At 60.3% G+C, this 14,343-nt stretch carries 12 protein-coding genes; 6 read left to right on the forward strand and 6 right to left on the reverse strand.

All coding sequences use genetic code 11. From position 1 onward, the window contains the following. The first annotated feature begins 89 nt into the window (after window positions 1–89). The 3 genes from LB555_RS02415 to LB555_RS02425 are packed head-to-tail and all read left to right on the forward strand — an operon-like array spanning window position 90 to window position 3,521. A complete protein-coding gene (locus LB555_RS02415) occupies window positions 90–965 on the forward strand; it encodes a branched-chain amino acid ABC transporter permease (protein ID WP_140877132.1) in 876 nt (291 codons plus the stop codon). Between the two features lie 10 nt (window positions 966–975). Beyond that, window positions 976–2,826: an ABC transporter permease subunit gene (locus LB555_RS02420; RefSeq protein ID WP_140877130.1), complete on the forward strand. Its 1,851-nt coding sequence runs from the start codon at window positions 976–978 to the stop codon at window positions 2,824–2,826. Further along, on the forward strand, window positions 2,823–3,521 hold the full coding sequence (locus tag LB555_RS02425) for an ABC transporter ATP-binding protein (protein WP_140877128.1): 699 nt from the start codon (window positions 2,823–2,825) through the stop codon (window positions 3,519–3,521). Before LB555_RS02420 ends, LB555_RS02425 begins: the two co-directional genes overlap by 4 nt. A gap of 224 nt (window positions 3,522–3,745) precedes the next feature. Here the strand turns inward: LB555_RS02425 and LB555_RS02430 are convergent, their stop codons facing one another. Continuing rightward, on the reverse strand, window positions 3,746–4,963 hold the full coding sequence (locus tag LB555_RS02430) for a cation:proton antiporter (protein ID WP_140877126.1): 1,218 nt from the start codon (window positions 4,961–4,963) through the stop codon (window positions 3,746–3,748). A 232-nt stretch (window positions 4,964–5,195) separates the two neighbouring features. On the opposite strand from LB555_RS02430, the gene LB555_RS02435 reads away from it, so the two are divergent. The 3 genes from LB555_RS02435 to LB555_RS02445 are packed head-to-tail and all read left to right on the forward strand — an operon-like array spanning window position 5,196 to window position 8,967. Continuing rightward, window positions 5,196–5,945, forward strand: a complete 750-nt coding sequence (locus LB555_RS02435) for a gluconate 2-dehydrogenase subunit 3 family protein (RefSeq protein ID WP_140877124.1) — start codon at window positions 5,196–5,198, stop codon at window positions 5,943–5,945. A gap of 5 nt (window positions 5,946–5,950) precedes the next feature. Then, window positions 5,951–7,717, forward strand: a complete 1,767-nt coding sequence (locus tag LB555_RS02440) for a GMC family oxidoreductase (protein ID WP_224682215.1) — start codon at window positions 5,951–5,953, stop codon at window positions 7,715–7,717. Beyond that, window positions 7,714–8,967, forward strand: coding sequence for a c-type cytochrome (locus tag LB555_RS02445; protein WP_140877122.1), 1,254 nt, complete (start codon window positions 7,714–7,716; stop codon window positions 8,965–8,967). Before LB555_RS02440 ends, LB555_RS02445 begins: the two co-directional genes overlap by 4 nt. 271 nt (window positions 8,968–9,238) lie before the next feature. On the opposite strand, the gene LB555_RS02450 is transcribed toward LB555_RS02445, so the two are convergent. The 5 genes from LB555_RS02450 to cyoA form a co-directional block, all read right to left on the reverse strand. Beyond that, the gene (locus LB555_RS02450) at window positions 9,239–9,973 is read right to left on the reverse strand and encodes a DUF4396 domain-containing protein (protein WP_140877120.1); all 735 of its coding nucleotides are present in this window, start codon (window positions 9,971–9,973) and stop codon (window positions 9,239–9,241) included. Window positions 9,974–10,097: 124 nt separating this feature from the next. Next, window positions 10,098–10,562, reverse strand: a complete 465-nt coding sequence (gene cyoD, locus LB555_RS02455) for a cytochrome o ubiquinol oxidase subunit IV (RefSeq protein WP_140877118.1) — start codon at window positions 10,560–10,562, stop codon at window positions 10,098–10,100. Beyond that, complete coding sequence (locus LB555_RS02460; protein WP_140877116.1) at window positions 10,559–11,266, reverse strand: cytochrome (ubi)quinol oxidase subunit III; 708 nt, start codon at window positions 11,264–11,266, stop codon at window positions 10,559–10,561. Before LB555_RS02460 ends, cyoD begins: the two co-directional genes overlap by 4 nt. Further along, entirely contained in the window at window positions 11,263–13,266 is a 2,004-nt protein-coding gene (cyoB, locus tag LB555_RS02465) for a cytochrome o ubiquinol oxidase subunit I (RefSeq protein ID WP_140877114.1), read from the reverse strand. The genes LB555_RS02460 and cyoB overlap by 4 nt, the downstream gene beginning before the upstream one ends. Next, window positions 13,256–14,269, reverse strand: coding sequence for a ubiquinol oxidase subunit II (gene cyoA / locus LB555_RS02470; RefSeq protein ID WP_224682216.1), 1,014 nt, complete (start codon window positions 14,267–14,269; stop codon window positions 13,256–13,258). Before cyoA ends, cyoB begins: the two co-directional genes overlap by 11 nt. Window positions 14,270–14,343: the final 74 nt, after the last annotated feature.

The raw sequence follows: 14,343 nt of genomic DNA on the forward strand, positions 1-14,343 counted from the left end.
CCGCGGCCCGAACGACCTACGTTACCGGATGGCTCGTCCTGGCAGCGACGGCACGAACTATTCCTTAACCTCGGACGGCGGGCGGCAGCGTGATCAACTGGGCCAATTTTATATCGCAATGCTTCAACGGCTTGGTGCTGGGGGCGCTGCTGGCCCTCATTTCCTCCGGCTTGACCATCATTTACGGGACACTCGGTGTGCTCAACCTGGCGCATGGCGCGATGTTCATGCTTGGCGGGTATGCCGGCTACGTCGCCTATGATTATACCGGCTCTTTCGTCGCTGCCGTGGTCGCCGGTTCGCTCTTCGTCATGCTGGTCGGCCTCCTCATGGAGAAGCTCATCATCAGGCCTTTCTATTCGCGACCCTATGAGGATCAGCTACTCGTCACGTTCGGACTGGGCATCGTCTTTGTCGAGGCGGTGCGCTTCTTTTTCGGCGGCCTGTCGAAGACCGTGCCCCCGCCCGGCCCGCTGGTCGGCATCACCCCGCTCGGTTTCATGATGTATCCCACGTATCGCCTGGCTCTGCTGGCTATCGTCGCCGTTGCGCTGCTCGCGCTCTACTTCGTGCTCTACCGCACCCGCATCGGCATGATCGTGCGCGCCGGCATTGAGGACTCTGTGATGGTCAGCTCGCTTGGCATAGACGTCCACAAGATCTTCACGCTGGTGTTCGGCATCGGGGCGATGGCGGCCGGTTTTGCCGGTATCGTAAACGCGCCAGTGGTGTCGATCGCGCCGGACGTCGGCGAGTGGATCCTGGTGCAGACCTTCGTTGTCGTCGTCATCGGCGGCGTAGGATCTTTCCCGGGTGCCGTTGTCGGGGGCCTGATCGCTGGCGAGATCATCTCCATCACCTCGATGTTCAACCCGGGCTACGCCTATGTCATGCTTTTTGTGGCGATGACTCTCGTGCTCGTGCTTCGCCCGTACGGACTGTTCGGCACGGCGGGCCGTGAGTGACGGGTGCGCCATGAACAGCAAAAAACCATTTCTGGTCGAGGTGCTGACGGCGATCGCGTTGGTCGTAGCGCCATTCGTGCTGCCGCATTTCGGCTTTGCGCCGGCGACCATAAATCGCATTCTGATCTGGGGCCTGTTCGGATTGGGATTCGACATTCTCTTCGGCTACACCGGGCTGCTTTCGTTCGGCCAGTCCGCGTTTTTCGGCACGGGCGGCATGTTCGCGGCCTATCTGATGACCGAGTTGAACTTCCCCCACGTGCTGGCGTCCGTCTGCATCGGCGCCATCGTGGCCGGCCTCGTTGGTTATCTGGTCGGATTGATCGCGCTGAAGCGGACAGGCATCTACTTCGCGATGATCACGGTGGCGATTTCGGAGGTGTTCTTCTTCGTCGAGTTCAACCCGCTATCGGCTTACACCGGTGGCGAAAACGGCCTGCCCGGAGTGCCGACGCCGAGTTTCGACCTTGGCTTCACCACACTCGAATTCGATACCGATCGAACGATGTATGTCTTCCTGGCCTTCTGGTATTTCGTTGGCCTGATGATCGCGTTGCGGATCGTGCGCTCGCCCGTGGGAGCGATCCTCTCGGCCATCCGGGACAACCCTCTACGCGCCGCGGCGCTGGGCCACGACATCCACCGCTACAAACACGCCGCTTTCGTGATTGCCGCCGTTTATGCCGGCTTCGCCGGCGGTTTGCTCGGTGTCATGCAGGGCTTCATGCCGCCCGAAGCCTTCATGTTCGACACCTCCGGCCAGCTCGTCATGCAGACCGCAATCGGCGGCGCTGGAACACTGTTCGGGCCCTTGGTCGGTGCCACGGTGTGGCTCTTTCTGAGCGACTTCTTCCAGAACACGCTGCACCTTGGCGCGATCTGGAAGCTGGTGCTTGGCATCGTCTTCGTGCTGCTCGTCTGTTTTCTCAGGCGAGGCATCGTTGGCGCTATTATCGACGTCTATGAATGGGGCACGGGCGGAAAGAAAGCCGCGGGGCCGGCACAGTTGTCAGACGCACTCCCCTCGAACAACCACTCTAGGTTCCCCTCCAGCGCGCAGCTGATGCCGACAAGACACCGCCCGACAGACTCCGCGGCCGGACCGATCCTTCGCGCCATCGGGTTGAGCAAGCGTTACGGGGGCCTGCTGGCCAACAGCGACATCGACTTCAGCGTAGAGCACGGCGAGGTGCGGGGCATAATCGGTCCAAATGGTGCCGGCAAGAGCACCTTCTTCAAGATGCTCACCCGAGAGGTGACGCCGACATCCGGCAGGATCCTGTTCCAGGGCCGTGACATCACCAATTTGGGCGTCGCGGATGTATGCCAGCTCGGGCTGACCAAGAGCTACCAGATCAACCAGCTCTTTGATCGGTTGACGGTCAGGCAGAATCTTACGATCGCCGCCTTGGGCGAGCTTCGCGGCAGGTTCAGGCTCGATCTCTTCCGCAACATCCGCGCAATCCCAGGTCTCGAAGAGCAGGTGGAGCGCACGCTGGCGCTGGTGAACCTCACGCACCGGCCCGAGACCTCAGTATCCGAACTTGCCTATGGTGAGAAACGCCGGCTCGAGATTGGCTTGGCCCTGGCAACCTCGCCCAGCCTGCTGCTGCTTGACGAGCCACTTGCGGGGATGAGTCCACGAGAGCGCGTGGAGACCGTTGCACTGCTGAAGTCGGTCGCGCGCGGCCGCACGATGATCATCATCGACCACGACATGGATGCGCTGTTCGAACTGGTCGAAAGGGTGACCGTGCTGCAGGAGGGCCGCGTCCTCGTGGAAGGGACGCCAGATGAGATCAAGGCCAATGCAAAGGTGCAGGAAGCCTATCTCGGCGGGATCCACGAGGAGTTAGCATGAGCCTGCTCGAGGTCGCCGGGCTGAACAGCTACTACGGTGACAGCCACATTCTATTCGACGTATCGCTGCGTGTTGAAAAGCGCGAGGTGATCGCGCTGCTTGGCAGGAACGGCGCCGGCAAGTCGACGACGCTAAAGAGCCTGATGGGAGTTGTGACGCCGCGAACGGGCAGTATCAAGCTCGATGGTGAGGAACTGGCGGGCAGCAAGGCGCACAGCATCGCTCGACGCGGAATGCAGCTGGTCCACGAGGATCGCCGCATCTTCGGCAGCTTGAGCGTCGAAGACAACATCATCCTGGCTGGATTGACCGCAGACAACAGATGGCCGCTCGAGCGCATATACGAGATCTTCCCTCGGCTGAAGGAAAGGCGGGGCAGCCGGGGTACCGATCTTTCGGGCGGCGAACAGCAGATGCTGGCGATCGCCCGCGCTCTTGTTCGCGACCCGAAAATCATCCTGCTCGACGAGCCGTTCGAGGGCCTTGCACCTGTCATCGTACAGAATCTCGTTCGCACCTGCCGCGACCTGGCCGAAGCCGGCCATACCCTCGTTCTTGTCGAACAGAACCTGGCGGCAACGCTTTCGCTGGCAAAGCGGGTCTACATCATCAACAACGGCCATATCGTCCACGAAGGCCCTGCCGCGGAGATCAAGGCGCAGCCTGAACTCTTGCAACGCTACATCGGTGTTTAGCCCGGGCGGCGTGCTGTTCCTGGTCGTCCCGTGAGCGGGGGCACGCGGCTGGCATCAGGTCCCGCAACGCGGGCCGCGCATCTCATTGCGCCCGATGCGTGGCGATCTGCTGGACAGGCATGCGTCCGGCGCAGCCCGAGCTGCAACCGAGTGGGATGGCTTTTCCAGCCTGCTGACATGACAGCGCCTGAGCAGTCGAGAACCCGCGAACGGCCTCGACTTCCTCACCGGCTCCGGTCAGGTGTGGAGGAACCCGCGCGTTCGGCGGTAAGCCCCATCCATCTGATAAGCCACGGCATGCTCAGCCCCTGGACAAAGATGGAGAAGGCAACGACCGCGAACGCGACAACGATTATTTGACTGCGCTCGGCGACGTTTTCAGGAAGTGCAAGCGCCAGGGCCAGAGCGAGCGCACCGCGCAGCCCGCCCCATACCAGAATGTGCTGATAGCTGGCATCCACCTTCAGGGGAGTCGCAGCAAGCAGGGCACAGAAAGGATAGATAGCCAAGGTCCGGCCAACCAGCACCAGGATGATGGCGATCGCCGAGGTGCCTGCGAATATCCCAAGTGGCTGATGGGCTTCATGGCCGCCGATCAAGATGAACACGACGGAATTTGCCAGGAAGGCCGCGTATTCCCAGAACGCCAGAACGTGACTTCTGGCATTGGCGGAGATAGCGCCTTTCCATCCGACGTTGCCGACGATCAAGCCTGCGGTGAGTGTAGCCAGCACGCCCGACATGCCAAGATCCTCAGCAAGCAGAAACGAACCATAGGCCGCGATGGTGGTCAGGGTTATCTCAACGAGATGGTCTTCGGTCCGGCCGGCAATCAGAAGCAGCACAGCTGCCACGGCCACGCCGGAGGCAATCCCACCGGCAACCGTCCAGAACAGCGACGCAGCAACGTTCAGGGGTGTCGCTTCGGCGCCTGCCGCGATTGCCGCCAGGATGCCGAAGCCAACCGCGGCCGCGCCGTCATTAAGCAGACTTTCCGATTCGACAAGCAGAGCCAGGCGGGGCTGAACCTTCATCTCCTTGAAGGCTGCGATAACCGACACCGGATCGGTCGCCGCTATCAGCACGCCGAACAGTCCGGCTCCGATCCACGTCCATCCGAGCAGCAAATGCATGCCAGCCGCAACCACTGCGGCGGCAATTGCGACCCCGGGAAAAGCGAGCAGAACTGTGACCGGCAGATTCAGGCGAAAATGACGCCATTCGATCGCAAGGGCCGCCTGGAAAATCAGCGGCGGCAAAAAGACCGTGAAAATCAGATCCCGACTGAGCGGAAGTTCGACAACGCCGGGCATGAAGCCAAGCGCGATACCTGCCGCAACAAGCCCGACGCTGTAAGGAAGTTGCAGCCGTCTGGAGATCATCGCCACCAAGGAAGCGGTGAGCAGGATCATCCCCAGGGTGAGGATTGGAAGATCGTTCATAGCGGCCTCAGGTAAGGTCTGACCAGGACAACTAGGGCTCTGAAGCCCCAGTGGAACCGCCGGTGCGAAGAAGTTCGAATAGCTGGAAGTGGAGATGTGACCAGAGCAGATGCGGATGCACCCTGGCCGATACGCCGCGCGATGTTCCCGATCACAAACGCGTCAGCAGCGGAACATTTCGGGATGAAGCGGGTTGCGGATCAAATAATCCCACAGCTGCTGGATCTCCGCCATGAAGCCGAACCTGTTGAGCCGCCGTAGGTTTCTCACGGCAGGTGCGACAGTCGCAGCATCGGCCACGATTGGGGCGGCTTCGGCGCGAGACGTCAAAGGCGGCGACGCTGACAGGTGGCTGCCACATCAGGCGGACGCGCCAAACCCGCTCGATGCGGCTGACTATAAATTCTTCACCGCCGACGAGGCCGCCTTTGTCGAAGCCGCGACCGAAAGGCTGATCCCTGAGGATGCTCTGGGCCCGGGTGCCCGCGGCTGTGGTGTGCCGCTGTTCATCGACCATCAGCTCGCTGGGGCGTATGGACGCGGCGGCAGCTGGTACATGCAAGGCCCCTGGGACAAGGGCGAGGACACGCAGGGCTACCAATCGCGCATGACGCCTTCCGCGCTCTACCGCGCAGCGATCGCTGCGATTGACCAGCATGCAGTCGCTTCGCAAGGCGGCAGGCGTTTCGCGGAGCTTGCGCCCGAAGCGCAGGATGCACTCCTGTCTGATCTTGAGAAGGGCAAGGTTGATCTCGGCGGCGTCGATGCCAAGACATTCTTTAAAATGCTGTGGCTGAACACCAAGGAGGGCATGTTCAGCGATCCCATCTATGGCGGCAACAAGGACATGGCCGGCTGGAAGATGCTCGGCTTTCCGGGTGCGCGTTACAACTATCTCGACTGGGTCGACCGCCACGGGGACCGCTACGATCAGCCCCCTGTCGGTATTCGCGGTCGGCCCGCTTGGGACAGCAAGGGATAGGCACGATGGCTCAGAAGCTTCCTGCGGTTGATGTCGTGCTGGTCGGATTCGGCTGGACCGGCGCCATCATGGGACACGAACTGACCGAGGCTGGGCTCGAAGTCCTTGCGATCGAACGTGGCAGTTTGCGGGAAACCAGCACTGATTTTGCCCCAACCTTCATCCAGGACGAGCTGCGCTATCGCTACCGCGGCCATCTGTTCGAACAGACCGCCCAGGAGACGCTGACGTTCCGCAATACGTCCGACCAGAAGGCGCTGCCGATGCGGCGCCTGGGGTCATTCTTACCCGGAACCGGCGTCGGAGGTTCGATCCTACACTGGAATGGTCAGGCCTGGCGCTTCCTGCCGTATGACTTCGAGATCCGCAGCCAGACGATCGCACGCTATGGCGAAGGCATGGTTCCGCAGGACATGACGCTGCAGGATTGGGGCGTCACCTATGACGAGCTCGAGCCGTACTATACCCGGTGGGAAGAACTGTGCGGGATCGCCGGTCAGGCCGGCAACGTAAACGGACAGAAAAAATCGGGCGGGAACCCCTTCGAGGGACGGCGTTCCAAATCCTACCCCACGCCGCCGATGAAGCAGACCTATGGGCCGACGTTGTTTGCAGAAGCGGCGGGCTCGATCGGGCTGCATCCGTTCCCATGCCCTTCGGCCAACATGTCACAGGCCTATACCAACCCGCTCGGTGTCAGTCTGGCGCCCTGCACCTATTGCGGGTTCTGCGAAAAGTTCGGCTGCGGCAACTATTCCAAGGCGAGTGCGCAGACGACGATCTTGCCCGTCTTGATGCAGAAGAAAAACTTTGGTCTTCGCACCGAAAGCGAGGTCACTGCGATCAATCTCGACAGCTCGCGCAAACACGCCACGGGTGTCACCTACGTCGACATGCACGGGAACGAATACGAACAGCCCGCCGACCTTGTGGTCGTGTGCGCCTACATCACCCACAACGTGCACCTGTTGATGACCTCCGGAATTGGGACAATCTACGACCCAAGCACCGGCCAGGGGACGCTCGGCAAGAACTATTGCTATCAGATTACCCCTTCGGTGGACGTCTTCCTTGGCGACAAGGTCCTCAATCCCTTTGTGGGGGCCGGCGCTTTGGGCATGATCGTCGACGATTGGAACGGCGATAACTTCGACCATAGCGGGCTTGGTTTCATCCACGGCGGCTACATTGCCGGCTACGTGACCACCGGCCGGCCAATCGAGACGGAGTTCCTGCCGGAAGGCACCCCGAAATGGGGTGCCAAGTGGAAGAAGGCCTTCATCGAGAACTATCTGACCTCCATGTCGGTTTCGTTGATGGGGGCGGTAATGCCGAACGCGGCCAACCACCTGGATCTTGATCCAAGCTTTCGGGACGTCTACGGCCGCCCGCTGATGCGCATGACCTACGACTTCAAGCAGAACGAATTGAAGATGCAGGATTTCACCATGGCCAAGATGGTCGACATTGCAAAGGCGATGAAGCCGCGCGAGATCAAGAAGTCGCCGCGGGGGCCGCATTATGACATCGAGACCTATCAGTCGACGCACAACACAGGTGGCGCGATTATGGGCGTCACTCCTCAGCAAAGCGTGGTCAACCGGTATCTGCAGCACTGGGACGTGTCTAACCTGTTCGTGGTCGGCGCCAGCGCCTTTCCGCACAACAGCGGATACAACCCAACCGGGACAGTGAGCGCACTTGCGCTTTGGGCCGCGGACGCGATCCGCAATCAGTATCTCAAGCGACCAGGTCCTCTGGTGCAGACATGACGAAGCAGACGCTCCTCGCCCTGGCTGCAACCACCGCCCTGATCGGCGGGTGGTTGGTTCTTCCCGGCCCCTTCGCCCAAGCGCAGATCGGGGACTTCGCCAGGCAGGAGCGCGGGCGCCGTCTGGCGGCAGCCGGCGATTGCGTCGCCTGCCATACGGCGGATGGCGGCAAGCCCTTTGCCGGCGACCGGCCCATCGAGACGCCATTCGGCACTATCTACTCAGCCAACATAACCCCCGACCCCGAGACGGGCATCGGCGCGTGGACCGAGGAGCAATTCTACCGCGCCATGCACGAGGGGATAGCCGCAGATGGCCACCGTCTCTATCCGGCATTTCCCTATCCCTGGTTCACCAAGGTTTCGCGCGCTGACGTTGACGACATCCGCGCTTATCTGCGTACGGTTGAGCCGGTCCGGGCACCGACGCGTGCCAACGAGTTTACATGGCCGCTCAACCATCGGATCGCCATGGCGGGATGGAACGAACTGTTCTTCACGCCCGGCGAATTCCAGCCTGACAAAAGGCAGTCGGCGGAGTGGAATCGCGGCGCGTATCTGGTGGAAGGGCTCGGTCACTGCGGGGCCTGCCACACACCCAAGAACATGTTCGGCTCGGCCAAGACGGACCAAATGTATCAGGGCGGGGAAATTCAGAACTGGTACGCGCCGAGCCTGGCAGGCGACCGGCGTGAGGGCCTCGGATCGTGGGACACGGAGGACATAGCCCGTTTTCTCAGGACTGGCCGCAATGACCGCACCACCGCCTATGGGCCGATGGCCGAGGTTATCAAGGACTCGACATCCAAAATGAGCGACGAAGATTTGCATGCGATCGCAACGTATCTAAAGTCGCTTCCGGCTACCGCTGGGCAAGCCTCGGAAGGTCCAGACCAGGACGTCGTTCGTGCCGGACAGGCGATCTATGCCGACCAATGCTCTGCTTGCCATCAGTCAGGAGGCGTCGGCGTGAAAGGACTCTTTCCCTCCCTCAAAGGGGATGCAGTCGTCCAATCCGACCAGCCGCTGTCGGTTTTACGCATCATCCTCAACGGCGGGCACGCTGCCTCGATGCCCGAAAGTCCCAACCCAATGGCGATGCCGTCATTCGGATGGAAGCTTACTGATGGCCAGATTGCATCAGTCGCTACCTACGTCCGCAATGCCTGGGGCAACAAGGCAGGCGCGGTGAGCTCCGACGAGGTGCGAGACCTGCGCAAGTCGGTCGAGGCGGCGGCGAGCGCGTATTAGGTGTTCTGCACCACGTCCGGCGGCCGTAGCGAAAGCGGTGTTAGGCAATCTTCCAGAGCTGGCGGCATGCCAAGCGGTCCATTTTAAAGGCCTGCACAACGGTGCCGCCGCGGCAGCGAGGATCGACCAAGCATCCGACCGGCGGAGTGTTGATCGGCAAGGGCGTGCGCTGGGCGGCGCTAAGGCTGAGCGGCCCTGCGTGAATGGCCGCATCGCCAGGCAAAGGTTTCTCCCGCAGGGAGCTGGGGCAGCTCTGGCGAGGGGCGCAGCCCTACATCAGTTCCTTTATGCCTTTCCTGAGGAGCCACCAATTTACGGGATAACTGGTTGCAAAGCCGGCCAGCATGGCCAGTTGCATCAAAAACCAGAACTCAGGCGTGTTGGCTTCCAGTTGCGTCCCGAAGACCGGTTTGAAGATCAAAAACTGACCGACGCCCATGAGGCCATACATACCAACCTGCCATGCTGTCAGCGACAGAGCATCAGCCTTGAGGGCTTGTAGCAATCCTTGCTTCGCGGACAGCTGTCGCATCGGCTTTATCGTAAAATACTGGAAGGCGATGCCCAGCCCAAAGGCGAAGATGTAGTCCAGGATCCAGACCGAAATCGTCCTCTCTGCAAACAAGCTTTTCCAGCCCAACCACAACAGGACAGTTGGGAAGGCAAGGGCCAGCGTTTCGGCAATGACATCACCCACGGTGCAGCCGGCTCCGCAATGCAATGCTGCCTTTGCGATCGCCGTCGGCCAAAGAGCTGTCTTGTGCGAGCGTGCGTTCTTTGCGTCTCCGCTTGGCCGCTCGACGGTGCCCTTGGAACTTGGCCGGCCGGAGTGCACATAAAGGAAAAGAACGAAGCCATATCCGAAGAGGGCACAGACCGGCCAAACGAGGTTCATGATCCACATATCCTGCGGGGCTCGGAACTCGTCTAATGCAATCCAGATTGAAGACAGAATTCCGGCCAGCAAGGAAAGCACGGCCACCCAACGTAACCATTCGGGAATCATAGTTTCCTCCTCTTTCGCTGTCCTTGGGCCGCGGTTGGGCCGCTCTATTGCATTCAGATGCCGCCTGCCATTCTGGCCGCCAATTTGATGCGCCGGCTCACGAGACTGACGGGAACAGCTTCGATCAGCCCACCGCGCCGGGCAAAGCCGAGAGTAGCCGAAGTCGTTCGGCAGCCCGGAGCGTCAGCGACGCAAGCGGTTGCGGGTTCATGGGCGCCATGTTCTGGTCGAGGTGTCGCATGATCCAGACGGAGCCGAGCACAATCAGGACAACGATCAACACTCCAAAAGCGAGGGCCAAAATGTTGTTTGTGTTGTCTGGTCCGGTCGTCAGATGCAGAAAGAAAACCAGATGCACGCCGATCTGTGCAAGGGCCAGCACGACGAGCGCAGAAATGACGGCCGGCTGATAGATCAACTCCGTCTGCGAGGCGATGAACGACCCCACCGTCAACAGGAGCGCGAGGCCGTAGCCGAGCAGATATCCCCGCAGTCCAGCCGCAGGCTCATTGCGCGTGATCGTCTCCTCGCCAGGGGCGGCATCGCGGGTGTCGATGGGCGCGTCGGATGGGGCGGTCTTATCTGTCACTGCGATGCTCCCAGCAGGTAAACGAGGCTGAAAATCGCGACCCAGATGATGTCCAGGGCATGCCAAAAGAGGCCAAAGCAGTGAAGCCTGCGCAAGATGTCGGCGCGAAAGCCCTTCACCCCGAGCTGGGCCATCATGGTTCCGAGCCACAGGATGCCAAGCCCCACATGGACGCCATGGCACCCGACCAAAGCGAAGAAGGCCGACAGGAACGCGCTTCGGCCGGGACCGGCATTGTCCCCGATCATCGTGATGAATTCCTGTCCCTCGAGAAGCAGGAACAATGCTCCAAGGACCCCAGTGACGACCAGCCACGACTGTGCGCCAGCCATTGAACGTCTTTCGACCGCAAGGGAGGCGAGGCCCGCGGTAAAGGTCGAGGTCAACAAGAGCCCGGTCTGAATGGCAACGCGTGTGAGGTCGAACAGTTGCTTGCCTGTCGGCCCGTTATCGGTCGCATTCGCGAGCACCGCGTACGACGCGAAAAAGGCCGAGAACATGATTATGTCAGACAGGAGAAAAATCCAAAATCCGTAGGTGACGGTTACAAACTTCGAGGCGGGACCGCCCTCGCCGTGTCCGGTGGCACCCTGGTGTCGTGACCGCCCTTCTCCCTGCCCGCTCGAACGGCCCACCATGTAGGGGTCGCGTCTGGTACTTCCAGCGGTGATGTCACTGGGCATCGTATCGAAGTGGTCACTCATGTCACTTGCTCCCTGCGCCGGAGCCACGCGATTTGCGCGGCGGTGCGGTCGCGGTCGATCCGTTCGACCTCTTTGGCAGGGATCACGGTTTCGGCCTGGTCTCGCCAGGCGAACACGACAAATGTGGCGTAGGCGCCGAGGAACCCGAGAATTGACAGCCACCAGATGTGCCAGATGAGTGCAAATCCGATAACCGTTGCGAAGAATGCAGTCACGACACCCGTTGGGCTGTTCTTTGGCATGTCGATCGGCTCGTACTGCCTGACCGTCTTTGGGTCTTGGCCTTCGATCACGCGTTGTTTCATGCTCCAATAGGGCTCCTCGTTTTCGACATGCGGCTGGTGCGCAAAATTGAACGGAGGGGGTGGCGACGGTGTCGACCACTCGAGCGAGCGCCCGTCCCAAGGGTCGCCAGTCTCGTCGCGAAGCTGCTCACGGTCCCTGATTGACAGGAAGAGCTGCGCGATCTGGCAGCCCGCACCTAAAAGCATTACCGCGATACCGCTTGCCGCGATGACGATCCAAGGCGCCCAAGCATCCACTTCAATGTGCTGGAGCCGGCGCGTCATGCCTTCCAGGCCAACCACATAAAGAGGTGCGAAGACGAGGATGAAGCCCAGTAGCGTTAACCAGAAGGCCGCCTTGCCCCAGCCCTCGTGCAGTCGAAAGCCGAACGCCTTTGGGAACCAGAAGGTAAAGCCGGCGAAAGCGCCGAAGAGAACGCCTGAGATGATGACGTTGTGGAAATGCGCCACCAGGAAGAGCGAATTGTGCAGAACGTAGTCGGCTGGCGGCACTGCAAGCAGGACGCCGGTCATTCCCCCGATGGTGAATGTGGTGACAAAGCCAAGCGCCCATAGCATTGGAGTGTCGAAGCGAATTCTCCCGCCATACATGGTGAAGAGCCAATTGTAGATCTTCACCCCTGTTCCAACAGCAATTACCGAGGTGGCTATGCCGAAGGCCGTATTTACGTTCGCGCCTGCGCCCATGGTGAAGAAGTGGTGCAGCCAGACCATGAACGACACGAGACAGATGAACATCGTCGCCGCCACCATGGAGCGATAGCCGAACAGCGGCTTGGACGAGAACGTGGAGAAGATCTCGGAGAACACGCCAAAGGCGGGAAGCACCAGGATGTACACTTCTGGATGGCCCCAGGCCCAGATGAGGTTAACGAACATCATCTGGTTCCCGCCGGCTTCGTTGGTGAAGAAGTGAAAGCCGAGGTAGCGGTCCAGCGTCAGCATCGCCAGCGTCGCCGTAAGGATCGGGAAGGCAGCCACGATCAGGAGATTAGAGGCCAACGATGTCCAGCAGAACATGGGCATGCGCAGATACCCCATTCCAGGGGCGCGCATCTTCAAAATGGTGGTTACCAAGTTCACGCCGGTAAAGAGCGTTCCGACCCCGGAGATCTGGATCGCCCACAAATAATAATCCACACCCACGCCGGGCGAATATGCGAGTTCGGAAAGCGGCGCATAGGGCAGCCAGCCGGTCCGCGCGAATTCCCCGACAACCAGCGAGATATTGACCAGCAGGGCGCCGGTCGCCGTCAGCCAGAAACTGACCGAGTTGAGCGTGGGGAACGCCACATCACGTATTCCCAATTGCAGCGGCACAACGAAGTTCATCAGGCCGATCATGAACGGCATCGAGGCGAAGAAGATCATGATCGTCCCGTGGGCCGAGAATATCTGATTGAAGTGCTCGGGCGGCAGGTAACCCGGTCCGTGGATCGCAAACAGCTGCTGGGTGCGCATCATGATTGCGTCGACGAAGCCGCGCAGCAGCATCAGTACGGCAAGCACAATGTACATAACGCCAATGCGCTTGTGATCGACGGACGTTATCCACTCGTGCCATAGATAAGGCCAATGCCCCTTTACCGTAATCCAGCCCAGCACACCGAGGCCGGCAAGAAACACGATCAAGGCCGCTCCAAGTGGGATTGGCTGGTCAAAGGGGATGGCGGACCAGTCGAGCTTACCGAGCATTATGCGCCTCCTCTCGTTGCTTCGTCGCCGGGTTCGCCGAAGCGGTGGGCGACGGCGACGACTCGGGCCTGATGCCCGGTTTGCTGCCGGCCTTGTTGTCGGCTGGACCGGGGCCGGGAGGCAGCGCCTGATGCACGATTGCATCAAACAAACCCGGTTGTGCATGACCAAACGTGGTCGCCGAAACATCGCTGCCCTGTTGCGCGAGCTTGAGGTAGACGTCGGCGTTCAAGACGCCGGTTTCGGCTTTCAAACCGGATATGAAGGCGTCGAATTCTTGTGCCGGGATCGCGTGCACCTGGAAGTGCATATTCGAAAAGCCGTCGCCACTAAAATGCGCCGATTGCCCGTAGTAGGTACCCACGTGGTCAGCCTGCAGGTGCAGGTCTGTCTGCATACCGTTCATGGCGTAGATCATGCTGCCGAGCTGCGGCACGAAGAAAGCATTCATGACACTGGCGGAAGTCAATGTGAAATGTATCGGCACGCCAGCCGGGATGACAAGCTTGTTGACAGTGGCGACTTGCTGGTCGGGATAGATGAAGAGCCATTTCCAGTCGAGCGCCACGACTTGGACATTCAGCTGTGGCTTATCTGAAGCTATCGGCGTGCGGGGATCCAGGTGATGTGATCCGTAGTAGATGAGTCCACCAAGGAAGAGGATTGTCAAAGTTGGAATCCCCCAGACGATCAGCTCTATGCGACCGGAATAAACAAACTCGGGGTCGTAGCGGCTCTGACTGTTTGTGGCTCGGAATTTCCAAGCGAAAAGGAGCAGCGCGATCAATGTAGGGATCACGATGACCAGCATTACGGCCAGCGAATTGAGCAGGATCTTCGTGTTGCCGGCCGCGATTGGTCCCTGCGGATCGAATACGCCTCCCGAACACCCGGTCAGAACCGCGGAGGCGGCCGACAGAGTGGCCACGGCTCGTGCGATGAGCGGTGCGGCGCGATCCACCCTTTGCCAGGTGCCTCTTTGGACTTCGCCCTTGCCTTGCATGCACGACGAAGCCTTTGCGCTTTGGCAATTCCCAACTCTCATTCGAAGTAGCCTTCACAGCTTCCTAGATGTGG

It is taken from the genome of Mesorhizobium sp. BR-1-1-10 (assembly GCF_020165595.1).
Taxonomy (GTDB): Bacteria; Pseudomonadota; Alphaproteobacteria; order Rhizobiales; family Rhizobiaceae; genus Mesorhizobium; species Mesorhizobium australicum.

Coding starts and splice junctions, on each gene's coding strand:
- LB555_RS02440 (WP_224682215.1), top strand. CDS start 5,951: ATGGCTCAGAAGCTTCCTGCGGTTGATGTCGTGCTGGTCGGATTCGGC.
- LB555_RS02435 (WP_140877124.1), top strand. CDS start 5,196: ATGAAGCCGAACCTGTTGAGCCGCCGTAGGTTTCTCACGGCAGGTGCG.
- cyoA (WP_224682216.1), bottom strand. CDS start 14,269: ATGCAAGGCAAGGGCGAAGTCCAAAGAGGCACCTGGCAAAGGGTGGAT.
- LB555_RS02445 (WP_140877122.1), top strand. CDS start 7,714: ATGACGAAGCAGACGCTCCTCGCCCTGGCTGCAACCACCGCCCTGATC.
- LB555_RS02425 (WP_140877128.1), top strand. CDS start 2,823: ATGAGCCTGCTCGAGGTCGCCGGGCTGAACAGCTACTACGGTGACAGC.
- LB555_RS02450 (WP_140877120.1), bottom strand. CDS start 9,973: ATGATTCCCGAATGGTTACGTTGGGTGGCCGTGCTTTCCTTGCTGGCC.
- LB555_RS02420 (WP_140877130.1), top strand. CDS start 976: ATGAACAGCAAAAAACCATTTCTGGTCGAGGTGCTGACGGCGATCGCG.
- LB555_RS02460 (WP_140877116.1), bottom strand. CDS start 11,266: ATGAGTGACCACTTCGATACGATGCCCAGTGACATCACCGCTGGAAGT.
- cyoB (WP_140877114.1), bottom strand. CDS start 13,266: ATGCTCGGTAAGCTCGACTGGTCCGCCATCCCCTTTGACCAGCCAATC.
- LB555_RS02430 (WP_140877126.1), bottom strand. CDS start 4,963: ATGAACGATCTTCCAATCCTCACCCTGGGGATGATCCTGCTCACCGCT.